General features: G+C 54.7%; 15 protein-coding genes. 1 reads left to right on the top strand and 14 read right to left on the bottom strand.

The window, feature by feature from the left end:
• Positions 1-50 precede the first annotated feature (50 nt).
• The 13 genes from ACFOUO_RS06455 to ACFOUO_RS06515 form a co-directional block, all read right to left on the bottom strand.
• A complete protein-coding gene (locus ACFOUO_RS06455) occupies positions 51-1,172 on the bottom strand; it encodes a Ger(x)C family spore germination protein (RefSeq protein WP_380703416.1) in 1,122 nt (373 codons plus the stop codon).
• Positions 1,156-2,325 (bottom strand): GerAB/ArcD/ProY family transporter, encoded by a 1,170-nt coding sequence (locus tag ACFOUO_RS06460; protein WP_380703418.1) that lies wholly within the window; start codon positions 2,323-2,325, stop codon positions 1,156-1,158. The genes ACFOUO_RS06455 and ACFOUO_RS06460 overlap by 17 nt, the downstream gene beginning before the upstream one ends.
• Positions 2,303-3,994, bottom strand: coding sequence for a spore germination protein (locus tag ACFOUO_RS06465; protein ID WP_380703420.1), 1,692 nt, complete (start codon positions 3,992-3,994; stop codon positions 2,303-2,305). Before ACFOUO_RS06465 ends, ACFOUO_RS06460 begins: the two co-directional genes overlap by 23 nt.
• A gap of 144 nt (positions 3,995-4,138) precedes the next feature.
• Complete coding sequence (locus tag ACFOUO_RS06470) at positions 4,139-4,909, bottom strand: GAF domain-containing protein (protein ID WP_380703422.1); 771 nt, start codon at positions 4,907-4,909, stop codon at positions 4,139-4,141.
• A gap of 134 nt (positions 4,910-5,043) precedes the next feature.
• Positions 5,044-6,414 (bottom strand): 16S rRNA (cytosine(967)-C(5))-methyltransferase RsmB, encoded by a 1,371-nt coding sequence (rsmB, locus tag ACFOUO_RS06475; protein ID WP_380703424.1) that lies wholly within the window; start codon positions 6,412-6,414, stop codon positions 5,044-5,046.
• Entirely contained in the window at positions 6,414-7,361 is a 948-nt protein-coding gene (fmt, locus tag ACFOUO_RS06480) for a methionyl-tRNA formyltransferase (protein ID WP_380703426.1), read from the bottom strand. The genes rsmB and fmt overlap by 1 nt, the downstream gene beginning before the upstream one ends.
• Before the next feature lie 4 nt (positions 7,362-7,365).
• On the bottom strand, positions 7,366-7,836 hold the full coding sequence (gene def / locus ACFOUO_RS06485) for a peptide deformylase (RefSeq protein WP_380703428.1): 471 nt from the start codon (positions 7,834-7,836) through the stop codon (positions 7,366-7,368).
• A 47-nt stretch (positions 7,837-7,883) separates the two neighbouring features.
• Entirely contained in the window at positions 7,884-10,325 is a 2,442-nt protein-coding gene (gene priA, locus ACFOUO_RS06490) for a primosomal protein N' (protein WP_380703430.1), read from the bottom strand.
• The gene (coaBC, locus tag ACFOUO_RS06495) at positions 10,312-11,535 is read right to left on the bottom strand and encodes a bifunctional phosphopantothenoylcysteine decarboxylase/phosphopantothenate--cysteine ligase CoaBC (protein WP_380703432.1); all 1,224 of its coding nucleotides are present in this window, start codon (positions 11,533-11,535) and stop codon (positions 10,312-10,314) included. The genes priA and coaBC overlap by 14 nt, the downstream gene beginning before the upstream one ends.
• Positions 11,536-11,580: 45 nt before the next feature.
• Positions 11,581-11,787, bottom strand: a complete 207-nt coding sequence (gene rpoZ, locus ACFOUO_RS06500) for a DNA-directed RNA polymerase subunit omega (RefSeq protein ID WP_380703434.1) — start codon at positions 11,785-11,787, stop codon at positions 11,581-11,583.
• The gene (gmk, locus tag ACFOUO_RS06505) at positions 11,788-12,411 is read right to left on the bottom strand and encodes a guanylate kinase (RefSeq protein WP_380703436.1); all 624 of its coding nucleotides are present in this window, start codon (positions 12,409-12,411) and stop codon (positions 11,788-11,790) included.
• A 12-nt stretch (positions 12,412-12,423) separates the two neighbouring features.
• A complete protein-coding gene (gene remA / locus ACFOUO_RS06510; protein ID WP_380703438.1) occupies positions 12,424-12,690 on the bottom strand; it encodes an extracellular matrix/biofilm regulator RemA in 267 nt (88 codons plus the stop codon).
• A 64-nt stretch (positions 12,691-12,754) separates the two neighbouring features.
• Positions 12,755-13,642 (bottom strand): YicC/YloC family endoribonuclease, encoded by an 888-nt coding sequence (locus ACFOUO_RS06515; RefSeq protein ID WP_380703440.1) that lies wholly within the window; start codon positions 13,640-13,642, stop codon positions 12,755-12,757.
• Positions 13,643-13,993: 351 nt separating this feature from the next.
• On the opposite strand from ACFOUO_RS06515, the gene ACFOUO_RS06520 reads away from it, so the two are divergent.
• Positions 13,994-15,652: a putative polysaccharide biosynthesis protein gene (locus tag ACFOUO_RS06520; RefSeq protein ID WP_380703442.1), complete on the top strand. Its 1,659-nt coding sequence runs from the start codon at positions 13,994-13,996 to the stop codon at positions 15,650-15,652.
• A 65-nt stretch (positions 15,653-15,717) separates the two neighbouring features.
• On the opposite strand, the gene ACFOUO_RS06525 is transcribed toward ACFOUO_RS06520, so the two are convergent.
• Entirely contained in the window at positions 15,718-17,358 is a 1,641-nt protein-coding gene (locus tag ACFOUO_RS06525; RefSeq protein ID WP_380703444.1) for a glycerol-3-phosphate dehydrogenase/oxidase, read from the bottom strand.
• Between the last annotated feature and the right edge of the window lie 13 nt (positions 17,359-17,371).

Consider the following 17,371-nt stretch of genomic DNA (forward strand, 5'->3'; position numbering starts at 1 on the left):
TGACAGGGATATCTGGCAGCTCTCTTTTCGATTAAGCAGCGATTCGCGTCCTAGTCGTATTCCACACCGGTCCGTAGGATTTTGATCTTGTAAGAGACCCGTATCGGGATATCGGGAAAGGTACGATCCCACTCTGCCGTTCTCCACAGCTTCGGACGGTAGGCTCGGACGATATTGCCTAGTTGAAATGCGTCGGTTTTTATATCCTTTTGCACTTTTTTCATCACGAAACGGGCTCTTTTTTCACTCGTTCTCCGGATCTGGGTAGTCATTCGGCGCAGGGATTGTTCCTTGCTTAAATCGAAGCCACAAGTTTTTTCGATGACCTCGCCTCTGACCGTAATGTACACGTCAATTTCGGGTTTTCCATTGCGGTTTTTGATACGGACGCTCCGTTTGATGCCTTTTGGAGTAAACACCACGTATCCCGGCTTTTCCACACAAGGGACATCCAGCGTTTCTCCCTCTTCTCTCATTCCAATCTGAAGAAGAGGGCGAGTCTCCCTCCGGTCCAGGATACCGACCATCTGATCTTTTCTGAACAGGGCTGTACCCAGCCAACGAACTTCTTTTCCTTTCACTTCCATATAATTGAGAACTGGTTGTTTCCCCGGGTTAGCCAAGTCCACGTAAAAATCATTCATCCCTTTCCGGGGAAACCGACCTTCCCGCATCCCGTTTTCCAACATGCTAACGATATAATCGACTGGGATCTGTTCCAGTTTCAAGTCAGCATAAAGGGCCTCCTTCGCTTTTCCCTTCACCACGACAGGCCATTGACGGCGCCGGACCTGGGGATTGCGCCGAAAAGCATCCAGCATCTCTCCAACGCCGGATCGGGCCTGATCTTCCCCGATCAATAGGAGACGGCTGTTTCCGAGAAATACCCGTTGGTTTGTCTCGTACTGGATACTATCGAGGGCATCGGTCAAGGTTTTTCCTGTTGCGGTGAAGACCTGTACCGCTTCCGGACCCCCTCCTCCGCCTTCCCCCCCAGAACCGACCACTTTGGTAGGAATGGGAACCTGAACAGATACTTCAAAGCCTTTCGGATGCTTATCCACGGCTAGTGCGATTACAGAAGTCCTTTGCTCAATTTCCCTGGCGTCCCAGCACCCGTTCAAGAGAAAGAGGCAGAGGAAGAGGACCATCAGCTTACGATACCTCCGCATCCTGCTCCCCCCTTCCCCGACTTCCTTGAACAGCCAGCCCCCAGAAAAAGAGGGCGACAAATACAGACGCCGCCGGTTCGTACCATCCGGAAAGCTCTAACCAGCGAGCCAGAACGAACATGTTCGGTGGATACAGGGCCAACATATAAAGTATGGGCGCCAAACCCCAGGCCACCCACTTCCGATGCCGTTCTTTGATCCCGAATAGATGGATTGCCGTATCGACGAGGGCACCGAAAAAAGTGGAGACAGTAGTAAACACCGCTATCATCCAGAGGGCAAGAAAACCGGATTCCAACCTTTCAAAAATCATCCCTGGAAAAGCGGTCACCTCAACCAAGTCAAGTGTCGGCCACATGAGCTGCACCAACTCTTCTGGCCCAAACACGGCCAATGAAGAAGAGACGACGACCAGATAGATGATCGTCACCAAACCGACAGCCGTGATATGGGCACGGCCCGCTTTTTTCGGCTGTTGATAATAAGCCATGAATATAAAGATGACGCTGAAACCACTGTAAGCGAAAGAAGATCCAAGTACCGCAGGGATGAGGGATTTCCAATCCAGTTGAAACATTGGAAGAAGATTTTCCCAGTCTCCTTCCTGGATCCAGCTGAGCAAAATCAGGAACAGCGGAAACAACAGAAAGGGGAAAAAAAACTCGTTAAGTCGGGCCACAACTTCCAGACGGCTGGCGGCGACTAGGGCCCCTCCCCCAATAAACACCAATAGGATGACCCCCATAGGAGTGAAAGGAAGGACCGCGCTCACCAAAACCTCACCAAACGTCCGGGAGACGACAGCGGCGGTCAGCAACCAGTAAAACCCGAGAATCAGGACAAAGGGTACGGTTAACAAAACCCCTTGCCAAGTCCTTTTTTTACTGCCTAAGAGTTTTGCGGAGATGGTGACCAAACCCTGATGGGGAAAACGCTGCATCAATTTGGTGACCAACCAGACTTCCAGCATAACCAACAAACCGCCAACCACCACAACCCATACGGCATCCGTCCTCGCTTCCTCCACAATATTCCGCTGAAGGGTCAGCACTCCTACTCCCACCAGGGCAGCGTACACCGTGGTCATCCCTTGATAGGAGGAGATTGGCTGCTCTTGTTCCCCGCTTAACTTATTGCTGTCCATTTCGCTCATGGCGCCCACCCTCCTCTGATCCGCCGTTCTTATTTTCGCTATCCGGCTTTTCGCCGTCGCTATCCGCCCCTTGTTTAGACTCGCGCTTTTCGTCCTTCCCATCCTTCGCTTTATAGTAATTTTGCTTCGGATCCCGGGTGTCGTCTTGCGGCTTATAGATCACCGGCCGTCGCCTCATCCAGGGCCAGGGCACCCGAATAAGTCCGTCCTTTAGATCTGCTAGACGAAGGGGAGAGAAGGGGGCCATGTAGGGAACATTAAAGGATCGCAATTTGAGCAGGTGGAGAGTCAGCAGCATAACAACTAACATAATCCCGTATAACCCCAGAATGGAAGCGGCGATCATCATGGGAAACCGGAGGAGTCGAATGGAGATCGCTGCATTATAGTTGGGGTTCGCATAGGAACTGATCGTAGTCAATCCCACCACAATGACCATCAGGGGAGAGACGAGGCCGGCAGATACTGCCGCATCCCCGATCACCAGAGCGCCCACGATTCCGATCGTAGGGCCGATGGGCCCTGGCAGGCGAATGCTCGCCTCTCGTAATATCTCTACACTAATCTCCATCAGCAAGGCTTCCACAATGGAAGGAAAGGGCACCGTGCCCCGCCCTGCCGCCATCGCCAGAGCCAGTTTAGAAGGGATCATTTCCGGGTGAAAGGCGATGAAAGCGATATAGAGGGCAGGTAGAAGCAGAGCGATTCCAAAGCTAAGGAGGCGGATAAACCGGAGGAAAGAGGCAATCAGATACCGCTCATAATAATCCTCGGGGCTGTAATAAAACTGGGAAAAAACCGCAGGAGCAATCAGAGCGTGGGGGGTGCCGTCCACTATGACAGCCACCTTCCCTTCCAGGAGGTGCGCAACCACGGAGTCCGGCCTCTCTGTGTTCTGGATCCCCGGAAAAGGCGTCCAGATATTGTCCTGGACCATCTCTTCGATATACCCGCTCTCTAGGACTCCGTCTATTTCAATCGCTTTGATCCGCTCTTCCATCATCTTTACAGTCTCGGAATCCGCTACCCCATCAATGAAAAAAAGGGCGACATCGGTTTGGCTCCGCTCCCCCACTTTCATGGACTTCAACCGCAAATCGGGATCCTTCAACCGCCGACGCACCATAGCGGTATTGGCCCGGAGCGTTTCCGTAAACCCTTCCCGAGACCCGCGAACCACCGCCTCAGCTCTCGGCTCGTCAACTCCCCGCTGGGGCCATCCTCGGGCATTGATCACCATCCCCTCGGCATAGCCGTCGATAAACAGCAGAAGATCCCCGGCCAACATCGAATCGATCAGGTCTCGCATCTTGTCATTGCATTTCGCCTCTCCCACTTGGACTAGGCTTTGGTGCGCTAATTCCCATAGGTCCGTTTTGGTATGAACTTGTTCCCCTCCGAGCATTAACGCTTTCAGGACATATTCATCGAGAATCTGGCCTTTGACCAGCCCATCGATATAGAGAAGAGCCGCCCGCCGGTCCGGTGTGTATTGGATGGTAAATTTTCGTGTGACGACATCCGCACTATCCCCCAGCAGCTTTGCGATGAATTTCACATTTTGCTCCAGATCGGCACTGACAACCAAGTCGCCGATCCTTTTCTCCAGCTTTTCTTGCGAATGCTTTTTGAGCATCTCTTGTTTTCTACTTTTCCGTTTCCGTTCCATTCTTTTCCTCATATACCATCACCACTTGTTAATCTCCCCAGAGCATGGGGAAACATACTTCGTTGCGAAGCATGGATTTTCGCTCTCTGCAACAGGCGAAACAAGAAAAAGCCACTTTCCCGGCATGTGGGAAAGCGGCCTTTTTTAATGATGGGGAACTGAGTGGTTTAATTCTCTGTACAGGAGAGGAGATAGGACACTCGCAAATGCGGAAAGATAACTCTTCTCGTCGTCTGTGTAGGATCGCTCTTCATCCCCTGTCACACTAAGAACACCGAGCACCTGGTCTCCGGCCTTGATCGGTACGCAGATCAGGGAATGATAGGTGGATTGGGCCTTCGGATGAGCCCGGAACCGATTTCCCGGCGTATGAATTTCTCCGGAGAAAAAAGCTTCCCCGGTATGAAACGTATACCCAGCTGCCGAATCACTGATAGGCAGACGAAGCTTTCTCATTCCGTTGGGGCTGTGGGCTGCCGCCTCGTGAACTTTAAGCGTTCCGTCTCCCGCATCCACAAAGATACACACTTTGGGGTTGTTGGCCTTTTTTCCGGCCATGACTGCGACTACACAAGAGAGAAGGTAGTTATAAATATACCGGCGCTGATCCTCGAACAGCCCGTCTTTCGAATCCTCGGCGAATTGGGAAATCGCCAAGCCGATTTCCGAGGCGAGGGTGTTGAGAGATTGGATGACATACGTCTTCTGTTTGCTGTCCTCATCCACCTGTCGGTACTTCTCCTCCAGTTCTTTCAATTCGGTATCCGATTGGAGATTGAGACCCAAAAACGAAACGGCATCACCCTTTTTTACCCTCCACAAGATAATCACAGCCAGAATACTTCCAAATGCAACCAGGGTGTAGGCAAACCACGGCTTATCAATGATGATCTTAAGAATAAATTCCATATCCATGGAGAAACCACCATCTTCAGTTTTTAATTCACGACCAATGGAATTGACGTTACATGCTGGCTTCGGCATCAAAAAAGGGAGAATCTGATGGCTTTTTAAGCGCACGGGAATAAGCCTGAAAATGTTTCAGAAGATTAGCCTTCCTGTCTGAGCAAGCGGGCGATGAAAAAACCGTCACTGTTAAACTGGTGGGGAAGGATCTGAAGGCTGCCGTCTCCGAGAATCGCCTGTTCTCTCACGGTCCCCGGAAGTTTGTTCAGATAAGCCGGATCAGGACAGAACTCAGGATACCGAGCCAAAAAGTCGGCCACCTGCTCTTCATTTTCCCGCGGCTCCATGGTACAGGTGCTGTAGACTAACGTGCCGCCGGGAAGGACCAGTTTTGCCGCCGCCTCGAGTAATTCCCTCTGCAAGCGGACCAGGGAATCCACTTCTTGTGGTGTTTTGGACCACTTGATATCCGGTTTTCTCCGGATCACCCCCAACCCAGAACAGGGGGCATCCAGCAATACGAAATCAAAGGACCCAGCCGCTTCATCCGGTAGTTCTCGCAGATCCGCTCGGCAGACCTTAATGATTGACAGGCCTAGACGAGCCGCATTGGTCTCGATCAAGCCCACTTTATGTTCATGGATATCGGAGGCGAGCAAGCTTCCTTGGTTCTTCATCCTTTCCGCCAAGTGAGCGGTTTTACCGCCGGGGGCGGCACATCCGTCCAATCCCCGGTTACCTGGTTGCGGATCGAGCACTTCAGCGACCAACATGGAGCTTTCATCCTGAACCGAATACCAACCCTCCCGGTAGAGGGGGTGAAAAGCCAGGTTGCCGCCGCCGGAAAAGACGATACCTTGTTCTGAAATACTGGAGGGAGCCACTTCAGCTTGAGGATAAGCTTCTTTCAACCGGTCGATCAGTGTCTCCCGATCCGTTTTCATCGGATTAGTCCGGAGGGTGATGGCGGGTGGGCGGTTGTTGGCTGCCATCACCTGCACCGCGGTCTCCTGTCCGTAAGCTTCCATCATCCTACGGACCATCCACTCCGGATGGGAGTAGGCCAGAGCCAGAGTTCGGGAATTGTCAGGTTCTGCCGGAAGTTCCCATTCCCGTACCCGGCGCAAATATGAACGCAAAACACCGTTAACTAAGCCTGAAATGCCCTTGTGTCCCCGCGATTTGGCTTGTCCCACCGTTTCGTGTACAGCCGCCCGGGAGGGGATCTTATCCAGAAAACGGAGTTGATAGAGTCCCATCCGAAGGAGTTGATGGACCCAAGGGTCCAGAGAGTGACCCCCTTTGCGTACCAGGGAATCGATGATCCAATCCAGCGTATTCCGCCGCTGGATGGTCCCGTAGACCAATTCCGTCACCAATCCCCTGTCCCGGGGGTCAGTGAGGCGGCTTTTTTCCAGTGCATCATTGAGGAGCAAGTTGCTGTAGGCCCCCCGTTCATCGGCGGCAATCAAGATATCCAGCGCTATGTCTCGAGCAGTCCTTTTATTGTTCATCATCCATCCCCCAAACGTTCCCCCGGCTCCATATTGCGACCCCGCAAGAATTCTTCCACCGACATCGCCTTTTTACCTGCCGGTTGCAATTCCGTCAGAACGAGTGCTCCTTCCCCGGTAGCCACGACGATACCCGCTGAATCCACCCGGATCACCGTGCCGGGTTCGGCCATTACCGAAGCCTCTAATGGGTGTGCCCGCCAAATCTTGAGTGGCTTCCCCTTCCAGGAGGTGAAAGCGACAGGCCATGGCCGAAGTCCCCGAACCTGGTTGAAGAGTGCACGGCCACCCTTCGTCCAATCGATTTTCTCATCTTCCCGTTTGATGTTAGGAGCATAAGTTACCTGCTCCGGGTCCTGAGGGCGAGCCTGGGCCTTTCCCGACAGGATATCGGGCAGCACCTCAGTCAAGAGCTCTGCCCCGAGAACGGATAGCCTGTCGTGAAGGGTACCGACGTCGTCAGATTCGGTGACGGGGATGGCTCTCTGCAGGAGCATGTCCCCCGCATCCAAGGCTTCCACCATATACATGATCGTGACTCCGACTTCCTTCTCCCCCCGGATGAGGGCATGGTGGATAGGGGCCCCTCCCCGGTATTTGGGAAGAAGCGAAGCATGAACATTGATGCAGCCAAAGCGGGGAGCCTCCAGGAGCTCCCGGGGCAGGATCTGACCGTAGGCAGCCGTCACCACCAAGTCCGGCTCCACTGTCAGTATCTTCCCCAGAGCGGTCGACTGCCACAGTTTTTCCGGCTGAAGCACATCCATTCCCATTTCCAGAGCGGCCCGCTTCACTGGTGGAGGTGTGAGTTCCCGTTTCCGTCCACGGGGACGGTCCGGTTGCGTGACGACAGCGGCTACATCAAGCCCTGCATCGACAAGGGCCCGCAAAGAAGGCACCGCGAAATCCGGGGTGCCCATGAAGACGACTCGGGTTTTGGAAGCCATTCGTTCACTCCCCTTCTTCCGTCGGTTTAAAAACACGGTCAGCAATATCGGTAAACAGAACACCATCCAGGTGATCCACTTCATGCTGGAAGATGCGAGCGAGGTAACCTTCTGCCTCGATCTCAAAGGGGTTTCCGTTTCGATCCAGCGCTTTCACGCGGACTCTCCTCGCCCGCCTCACATCCCCCAACAGGCCGGGGATACTGAGACAACCCTCCGGTGGAGAAATCTCCTCACCCTCTCTATCAGACAGTTCCGGGTTGACGGCTTCTATCAGGCCGTTTCCATCATCTAAAACAATCACTCGCTTAGAAATACCCACTTGGGGTGCAGCCAGTCCCACACCCGGGGCGTCATACATCGTTTCCGCCATATCGTCCAGCAGCTTGTGAAGTCGTTCATTAAACTTGGTTACCTTTTTCGCTTTCTCTTTCAGGATCGGGTCTGGGACTTTCACGATCTTTCGGATCGCCACGGCGTACCCTCCTTTTCTGTCCTTCTCTGTTTAGCAAACGGTATCCGTCAAAACCCTTCTCGGTCCACGCTCACCCGGAGGTTTGGGTCAGTATGACCCGTGCGTAACCGGCGTAGGGCGTCCACCCATTCGCTCTCTTCATCTATATGGTTGTCGTATTTGATCATGATCTGAATCCGGTACCGGTCCTTGATACGAGGGATCGGCGCCGGCACGGGGCCGAGAAGCTCCGTGCCGCTAGGCAAGAGAGGCGTAATGCTCCGTGCCGTCTGGTGGGCCGCCTGCATCAGGGCTCCTCGGTCCGGGTGACTCATCAACACCTTGAACATTCCGCAGAAAGGAGGGTAACGGTGCCGTTTCCGGGTACGGCACTCTTCCCTGTAAAAAGGCTCCCCTTCGTAGGCTGCCGCCATCCGGATGCTGTAGTGCTCCGGCGTATAAGCCTGAACAACCACCTTTCCCGCCATCTCGTGGCGGCCAGCACGTCCGCTGACTTGGGTAAGGAGCTGAAAGGTGCGTTCTGCCGCCCGGTAGTCCGGCAGATGAAGCATTGTATCTGCGGCAATCACCCCGACAAGGGTGACCCGAGGGAAATCGAGTCCCTTAGCGATCATTTGCGTACCGAGCAATACATCGGCTTTCCCTTCGCCAAAGGCTGTTAGAAGCTTTTCATGGGCACCCTTTCGATTGGTGGTATCCACATCCATCCGGATCACCCTGAGGCCAGGCAGGCGCTTTGCCAATTCCTCCTCCACTCGCTGGGTACCCGTTCCGAAATAACGGATATGGATGCTCCCGCAAGTGGGACAGCTTTTCGGAACTCCCTCGGCATGCCCACAGTAGTGACAACGAAGGGTTCCGTTCGTTCGATGATACGTAAGGGAAATATCGCAGCGGGGACATTCCACCGTTCCTCCGCATTCCCGGCACATAACAAAAGTGGAATAACCACGTCGGTTGAGGAGAAGAACCGCCTGCTCCCCTCTGTTGACACAGGCGGTCAGCCCATCAGAGAGCGGCCTGCTGAAAATGGACCGGTTGCCTGCACGGAGTTCTTCCCGCATATCCACCACCTCGATCTGGGGAAAAGGCCGACCGTGAACACGCTCAGTCAGGGTGACCCATTGATACCCTCCCGTCCGGGCCCGGAAATATGTCTCTACAGAGGGTGTGGCCGTTCCCATCACCAGCACCGCCCCATGGTCGGCACACCGCCGCCGAGCTACTTCACGGGCATGATAGCGAGGGGTTTCTTCTTGTTTATAGGAGCCTTCGTGCTCCTCATCGATAATGATAAGACCGATATCCGTAAACGGAGCAAACACTGCCGAACGGGCCCCGATCGCCACTGTCGCTTCCCCAGACTGAATCCGGCGCCACTCGTCAAACCGCTCGCCGCCGGAAAGGCCGCTGTGCAGAACCGCTACCTGACTGCCGAACCGCCCCTTAAAGCGCTCCACCATCTGAGGAGTAAGAGAAATTTCCGGTACCAGTACAATCGCCTGACGCCCCATCTCCAATGTCTCGGAAATAGCTTGCAAGTAAACTTCTGTCTTGCCGCTCCCTGTCACCCCCTGAAGGAGGATGGCATGATCTTTTCGTTGCCGCAACGGAACCAAGATGGCATCAAAGGCTTGTTGCTGTTCCGACGTGAGAGGAAGGGGGCGGGATCGGTTGAAAGAGCGATCAACGTAGGGATCGCGATATTCTTCCCTTTCCTCCCGCCGAAGGAGCCCCTTCTCCGTTAGCCGATCAACAGTGGAGCGGGAGATCCCGAGTGCGGCCAGCAGATGAGATAGAAGGATGTCCTCCGGATGTTTAAGGAAAAAATTCAGCACCTCCCGCTGACGAAAAGCCTGGGAGGGGAGCTCTTCCGCCGCTTCCCGCAATACCTCGGCGTCCATTGCTGGGCCGATCCATGTACGCCTCCGGCTGGTAATGCCATCCCCGACCCGTTCCTCTACGGACAGCCGACCCTCTTCCACCAGCCTGCGGAGAAGGGGCCTAGTTACCCCTGGTAGAGCGAGGGCCTCTTCTTGAAGAAGTTCCCCTTTTTCCCGGAGCAGAGAAAAGAGGTGGGACTCCCCTTCACTGAGAAGGACACTCGTCTCCCCATCAGGAGGAATGGACAGCACCCGTTGATAGCGTCCCTTCAAGACAGCGGGAACCATGGCGTGAAGCACATGGATCACCGGGCAGAGCCAAGTGCGGGCAACCCACTCGGATAGTCTAACCAGCTCAGGGGTCAGCGGCGGCACTAGATCCATCAAACCCAGAATCGGTTTCAACCGGGGAGCTGTTGTGGACTCAGGAAAGCCCGCCACGTATCCCATCCGTTTGCGCGAGCCGAAGGAAACCTGCACCCGACTTCCTATGCGCACCTCACCAACCAGATCATCCGGTACTTCGTAATCAAAGAGCTTGTCGGTTCCTTCGGCTGCTACATCGACGTAAACAGCGGCGATTTTTCTCGTTTTAGTTCCGTTCATCGAGCTCTTTCCCGTTCAGGCGCTCCGCTAACAGCCCCACCAACCTGCGGGCCACTTCCCGTTTGGCAGTAACAGGAAGGCGAAGCACCTCCCCCGCTGCATCAAAGACCGTCACCGCGTTGGTTTCCCCATCAAAACCCGCCCCGGGCAGGGAGACGTCGTTAGCGACAATCAGATCCATTCCCTTTCGAGCGAGTTTCTCCCGGGCATTCTGTTCCACCTGTTCTGTTTCCGCGGCGAAACCGATAAAGAACCGCCCTTCCTTCCGCCTACCGATTTCCGCAGCGATATCTTTCGTTTTAACCAGGTGAAGTGTCATTGCGTCCCTACTTTTTTTCATCTTCTGCTCCGCTGTTTCCACTGGCCGGTAGTCCGCCACTGCCGCGGATTTGACGATGACATCCGCTTGGGGAAGTTCTTCCATCACGGTACGGAACATTTCCTCTGCTGTGGTTACGTCCACCCGGCGCACTCCCCACGGAACAGGAAGGGTAGTGGGACCACTTACCAGCGTCACCTCTGCTCCAGCCTCTGCCGCAACTTCTGCCACGGCGTATCCCATCTTACCCGAGGAGCGATTTGTCAGATAGCGGACTGGATCGATCGCCTCCCAAGTCGGCCCCGCTGTGACTAGGATGCGTTTTCCCGCCAGAGAAGGGAGTTCCCCCTGTTCCCGGAAAAACTTCTCCACCGCCTCCAGAATGTTTTCCGGTTCCTCCATGCGACCTTGCCCTACATACCCGCAAGCCAGTTGGCCGGAACCCGGTTCGATGAACCGGAAGCCCAACCGGGAAAGTTTATCCAAATTCTCTCTGACAATGGGGTTTTCAAACATGTGTACATTCATCGCCGGAGCAATCATGACAGGAGCCTGCGTGGCCAGCAGCGTTGTGGTTAACATATCATCCCCGATGCCGTGAGCGATTTTTCCGATTAGATTGGCTGTAGCCGGTGCAATTAAGAATAAATCGGCGTGATCGGCCAGATCGATGTGAGAGACCACGGATGGGTCTTTCTCATCAAAGGTGTCGACGGCCACATGGTTGCGGGACAAGGTCTGAAACGTAAGCGGCGTGACAAAACGAGCGGCGGACCGGGTCAAAATCACTCGGACGTCCGCATCCGTCTGAGCCAACTTACTGACGAGAGCCGCCGCTTTGAAGACGGCGATCCCCCCGCTCACCCCTACGACGATGCGTTTCCCTTTCATGGGCCTCCCTCCTCTCCGATAAAAAATAACAACCCCTTCAGGTTGTTATTTTTTCGCGTTAGATGCCGGCGGAGCCAGGATATCTGCTGCGATCTCTTCCAGTGCGACACCCACGTATTTGTTGGAGCGGGTGTGCTCGATCTCGCTCGTCGATCCATCCAGCAGCTGGCGTGCCCGCTTGGCGGCCAGAATGACCAAGGTATATTTACTATCCGCCTTGGCCATCAGTTTATCGATCGATGGGTAAAGCATCTACATTCCCTCCAACCAATCAGGTTGTTCTTGAAAAAGCCGGTCCTTCCGGCAATGTTCGGCGATCAAAATCGACCGAACACGGTCACAGGCCGCTTCGACCCGATCATTGAGAACCGCATAGTCGTAATGCTCCACTTCTCGAAGTTCCTTAGCAGCGGCTTTCAATCGATTCACCACTGCCTCTTCCGTTTCAGTTCCCCGCCCCCGAATGCGGGAGGCCAATTCGTCCAGGGAAGGCGGGAGCAGGAAGATGAAAATTCCTTCCGGAAAACGCTCCTTTACCTGCTTGGCTCCCTGAACTTCAATCTCCAGCAGAACATCTCTGCCAGCATCCAGCTGCTCCTCCACGAAACGTCGGGGAGTTCCATAGTAGTTGTTTACGTACTGGGCCCACTCCAGAAGTTCACCTTCTTCAATCATCCCTTCGAACTCTTTCTTGGATTTGAAGAAGTAGTTGACCCCATCCACTTCCCCTTCCCGGGGCTTACGGGTGGTAGCCGATACGGAGTAGACCAATTCCGGCGCATGTGTGCGAAGGGCGGAACAGACGGTTCCTTTCCCCGCCCCCGACGGGCCGGACAGTACGATTAACAGTCCTCTTCCCTTGGAATCGATGCCCATAACGCTCCCTTTCTAGTCTACCATTTCCTCCGTGTTGTCCTTACTCGCCAAACGGTGAGCCACCGTTTCCGGCTGGACAGCGGACAAGATCACGTGGTCGCTGTCGGTAATGATGACAGCGCGGGTCCGTCGACCGTACGTGGCGTCGATTAGGACACCCCGATCCCGTGCCTCTTGGATAATCCGTTTAATCGGCGCGGAGTCCGGACTGACGATAGAGATGATTCGGTTGGCCGACACGATGTTGCCAAAACCGATGTTAATCAATTTGATACTCAATCGGGAGTACCCCCTCGTTCCGCATAAGTCTGATACGATCCGCATTCATCTCATTATAACCTGTTTACTCGATGTTTTGCACTTGTTCTCTCATTTTTTCTAGTTCACTCTTGCATTCGACGACAAGAGAACCGATTTTGGCGTCATTGGCTTTTGAACCGATCGTATTCACTTCCCGGTTCATCTCCTGCAAGAGAAAATCTAGCCTCCTGCCCACTGGCTCGGTGGAATGAAGGGCTTGCAGGAACTGGCTGGCATGGCTTTCGATGCGAGTCAGTTCCTCCTGAATATCCGCCTTTTCAGCGAAAAGGGCAGCCTCCGCCAACAAACGGTCCTCCAAGTTCTCACGGGAAAACCATTCCTCCATCCGGGCCCGCAGACGCTCCCGATGCTGAGAGACCGACTCAGGAGCCTGGTGGCGAACCTCCTCCACATGCCGAAGAATCGCTTCCGTACGACCGACTAAATCCCTGGCGAGTGTCTGGCCCTCCCGGCGGCGCATGTCCGAAAGTCCCTCACATGCCTTAGCAACTGCCTCCAAAAGGGGGCGTTCCAGCGAATGGGGATCCGGTTTCGCCTCCTCCACCTTTAGCACGTCGGGAACCCGAAACAGGTCTCCGAGGGAGAGTGAATCACTGAGCCCCAACCGCCCCTTCAACTCCTCAGAGGCTTGGAAAATCGACTCCGCCAACTCCCGGTCCAGGGTGAGCTTCCGGGGGACCGTTCCCTCCCCTTCTACCATGACGTAAATATCCGCCCGCCCTCTTCTGACGACAGGGCGCACTACCTTTTTCACGGGCTCCTCCATCACCATCCACCCCTGGGGTAGACGGACGACCAATTCCTGAAAGCGATGGTTGATCGATTTGATCTCTACGATGAAGCGAACACCGTCCATAGCCGCTTCTCCACGTCCGTAGCCTGTCATGCTCTGAATGTGGTCCATTTCCATCATGACCCCATTCTAATGGAAACAAACGCCGGCCACAAGAGAAGGCTGGAAAATGCTGTTCCGAGGTGCTAACAAACCCGGCGTGGGGACGTGGAGCCGGATTTCCGACTCCGTGCGTCCCTCCTGTAGATGTCGGGTCTGTCCGCTCCGCGTCCTCCGGACACTCCGCTGAGTTGTCGGTCCAACAGACACTCCACCGGAAACCAATCCACCTTTATAGTACGGAAGGGCTAGCAGCCGATGCCGAGAGCCCTTCGGATGATTTTACCTTTGTTGCAATATAATCCCTTCAATGGTAGCATTAACGGCATCCTCCAGATTCACCATACATAGAAGGAGTCGGTGTAATCGATGTCTAAAGGCAGCTCGCTCATCAAAGGAACCCTCATCCTCAGTGGAGCCACGCTGCTCACTAAGGCACTGGGTACCCTATTCTGGCTTCCTTTCCAAAACATCGCCGGTGATGCGGCCATGGGAATTTACCGGCAGTCCTTTCCTTTTTACTCCATTCTGCTGATGATCGCAACCGCCGGCGTCCCCATCACCGTATCCAAACTGATCTCCCAACGCCTTCCCGCCGGGGATCACGCGGGTGCAAATCGGGTGATGCGAGTCTCTGCCTCTATGCTTTCCCTTACGGGGTTGGGCGGCTTTTTCCTCCTCTTTTTCGGTTCTGGGGTGATCGCTCGGTTTGTATTGGATAATCCCCGAACGGAACCCTCCCTGCGGGTCCTCTCCTTCGCTCTTCTGATCGTGCCCATCATGGCCGTTCTGCGCGGCTACTTCCAGGGACACCAGAAAATGATGCCGACTGCCCTGTCCCAAGTGATGGAGCAATCCGTCCGGGTGTTGACCATGGTAGCCGTCACATGGTGGATGGTGGATCAAGGCAACGGCCCGGAGACGGTAGCTGCCGGTGCCACACTAGGGGCCGTCACTGGAGCGGCAGGAGGGCTGTTGATCGTCCTCTTATACCGCCGGGGAGAGCGGGTCCGCCATCCCATATCGGCGGAGGCCATGTACCAGGCAACCGTAGCTGAACCCTTCACAGGGCTTTCCCGCCGTATCCTCCGCTTCGCCGTACCGATTTCCCTCGGCAGCCTAGTACTCCCGCTGATTAACATCCTGGATTCCGTCACCGTCCCCCGAATCCTGCTGAAGTCTTTCGACATGTCCATCGGACAGGCAGAGATCCTTTTCGGCGTTTACGGTCGGGGGGAACCCCTTATCAATCTCGTTGCCACCTTCTCTTCTGCACTAACGCTGGCACTTATCCCCGCCCTCTCTTTCCACCTTTCCCGGGGAGAAAATGAAGCGATCCGCCGGAAAATACCCCGGGCGTGGCTACTGACCGTGGTGGTTAGTTTTCCGTCAGCCATTGGACTGGCAATACTCGCCCAACCTCTCAATCTCATGCTTTATCATAATCGGAGCGAAGCCATTCTGACGACCGCAACCATGATCGTCACCGTACAGGCATTCTCATCTTTTTTCAGCACGCTCGCGATCACCAATTCCGGCATTCTCCAGGGGCTCGGTTACAATCGGCTACCCGTCCGCCACCTTGGGGTTGGAGCCATTGTCAAAGTAATAGGGAATATGGTATTTATCCCCTTTCTCGGCATCACGGGTTCCGCCTTGGCTATGCTGTTAGCCTATATGTTGGTTTGCACGCTCCATTTCCGATCCGTCACCCGAAACACGGGATTGCGAATCAATTACCGCAGCCTGTTTGTAAAACCGGCGTTTTGTACCGGTGTGATGGCTACATTCCTCCTAGCGGTCCTCACAGCCATCAACCATTTTGCCGGACCAGGTATGGATCGGTTGGCCAACACCTGGCTTACCCTTCTACTCTCGGGCTTTGGTTTTCTTATCTATACGACCGCCTTGTTGCTGACCGGCACCATCGGAGAGGAGGAAATCCGACTCCTCCCCATGGGAGCTCTCCTGTGCCGTCTGCTCACCCGCTACAAACTCCTTCGTCCTACCGGGGGCAGCTTTTCCTGAGAAAAAGAAAAACCGTGCCCCGCAGCAAAAAACCGTTGACCTTGTTGGTCAACGGCTTTTTTCATTTAGCTTACCTTCTGGGGCTGGGGATGGGTTCGTTCCATCTCCGCCTCCACTTTACGGCGGTGAGCTTCTTTTGTATCCGCATCCCAGCCGTAGATTTCCTCCATCCAATCAAGCACCGGAGCGAGGAGTGCCTCCGCTCGCTTCCGATGAAAATAGAGATCACCGGTACGGCGGATCAGGAAGTCGGCGGGGCTAACAGCCATCTCCTCTTCCACTGCAAAAGCCAATTGACCGCGGTCGAGGGTGGACGGACTCTCGCCAGCCCGTTTCCATACCTCTTCGATGTGACGCCCATAAAGGTGGACCAGTTCATCTGCCCGTCGGGGTTCCAACCCACCCTCGGTCAGTTTCTCCACCCACTCCTTCCTGAACCGATGGAAACCGTCGGCACCCATGTCCCCACCGCCGGTCAAGGGGAGACGGTCTGTTTTGCAGGGGGTGAAGGAGGTGATCCCCGCCTTTTCCAGGCGACGGTAGACCAAATCTACCACTCGTTCTGCCATTTTGCGAAATCCTGTCAACTTCCCTCCGGCGATGGTAATCAGGCCGGAGGAGGACTCAAAAATCTCATCTTTGCGGGAAAGTTCGGAGGGTCCTTTCCCCTCTTCGTGGATCAGGGGACGCAAACCGGCCCATCCAGACTCTACATCTTCCGGCGTCAAGTTGGCATCCGGGAATACATGGTTGACTCCTTCGAGGAGATAATCGCGATCTTCCACGGTGATATCCGGTTTATCGATGGGGCCCTGATAGTCCGTGTCCGTGGTACCGATATAGGTCGTTCTCCCTCTCGGAATGGCGAAAACCATCCGCCCGTCGGGTACGTCGAAATAGATCGGTTGGTTCAGAGGAAAACGTTCAAAGGGGACAACCAGATGGACCCCTTTGGTCAGATGGAGACGTTTTCCGGAGAGCGAGCCGTCTTTTTTGCGCAGTTCATCCACCCATGGGCCGCCGGCGTTCACTACTTCACGGGCTCTCACCTCGTACGTTTCCTTGCCCACCCGGTCATGGATGCGTGCGCCGACGATTTGTTCCCCTTCGTAAAGGAAGGATTCCGCTTCGGCATAGTTAACCGCCCGTGCGCCAAGAGAGACCGCTGATTTCATCACTTCCAGTGTAAGACGGGCATCATCGGTCCGATATTCGACATAGACTCCGGAACCCTTTAGCCCTTTCTCCGTCAACAAGGGTTCTTGCTCCATCGTCTGATCCTTGGAAAGCATCTTGCGCCGTTCGTCTTTTTTCACCCCGGCCAGCCGATCATAGACAGCCAAGCCGATGGCGGAAGCCAGCTTTCCGTAAGTCCCGCCTTCATAGATAGGGAGCATCATCGGCTTCGGCAACACCAGATGGGGTGCACGCTCGTGAAGGAGGGCCCGCTCCCGTCCCACTTCCTTCACCAGATTGATTTCAAATTGCTTCAGGTAACGCAGCCCTCCGTGAATCAACTTGGTGGAACGACTGCTGGTGCCGCTCGCAAAATCCTGCTTTTCCACTAGTCCCACATTCAGCCCCCTGGAAGCGGCGTCCCAGGCTATCCCCGCCCCGGTGATTCCTCCGCCGATCACTAAGAGATCCAGTTTTTCCCCTTGCATCTCTTCCAGAAACCGCCTTCGGTTTTTTGCAGAAAAACGCATGGTTTCAAACCTC

It is taken from the genome of Salinithrix halophila, assembly GCF_042650125.1.
GTDB lineage: Bacteria > Bacillota > Bacilli > Thermoactinomycetales > DSM-45169 > Salinithrix > Salinithrix halophila.

Coding starts and splice junctions, on each gene's coding strand:
- coaBC (WP_380703432.1), bottom strand. CDS start 11,535: ATGAAAGGGAAACGCATCGTCGTAGGGGTGAGCGGGGGGATCGCCGTC.
- ACFOUO_RS06470 (WP_380703422.1), bottom strand. CDS start 4,909: ATGGATATGGAATTTATTCTTAAGATCATCATTGATAAGCCGTGGTTT.
- rpoZ (WP_380703434.1), bottom strand. CDS start 11,787: ATGCTTTACCCATCGATCGATAAACTGATGGCCAAGGCGGATAGTAAA.
- gmk (WP_380703436.1), bottom strand. CDS start 12,411: ATGGGCATCGATTCCAAGGGAAGAGGACTGTTAATCGTACTGTCCGGC.
- priA (WP_380703430.1), bottom strand. CDS start 10,325: ATGAACGGAACTAAAACGAGAAAAATCGCCGCTGTTTACGTCGATGTA.
- fmt (WP_380703426.1), bottom strand. CDS start 7,361: ATGGCTTCCAAAACCCGAGTCGTCTTCATGGGCACCCCGGATTTCGCG.
- ACFOUO_RS06460 (WP_380703418.1), bottom strand. CDS start 2,325: ATGAGCGAAATGGACAGCAATAAGTTAAGCGGGGAACAAGAGCAGCCA.
- ACFOUO_RS06455 (WP_380703416.1), bottom strand. CDS start 1,172: ATGCGGAGGTATCGTAAGCTGATGGTCCTCTTCCTCTGCCTCTTTCTC.
- rsmB (WP_380703424.1), bottom strand. CDS start 6,414: ATGAACAATAAAAGGACTGCTCGAGACATAGCGCTGGATATCTTGATT.
- ACFOUO_RS06520 (WP_380703442.1), top strand. CDS start 13,994: ATGTCTAAAGGCAGCTCGCTCATCAAAGGAACCCTCATCCTCAGTGGA.
- ACFOUO_RS06465 (WP_380703420.1), bottom strand. CDS start 3,994: ATGGAACGGAAACGGAAAAGTAGAAAACAAGAGATGCTCAAAAAGCAT.
- ACFOUO_RS06515 (WP_380703440.1), bottom strand. CDS start 13,642: ATGGAAATGGACCACATTCAGAGCATGACAGGCTACGGACGTGGAGAA.
- ACFOUO_RS06525 (WP_380703444.1), bottom strand. CDS start 17,358: ATGCGTTTTTCTGCAAAAAACCGAAGGCGGTTTCTGGAAGAGATGCAA.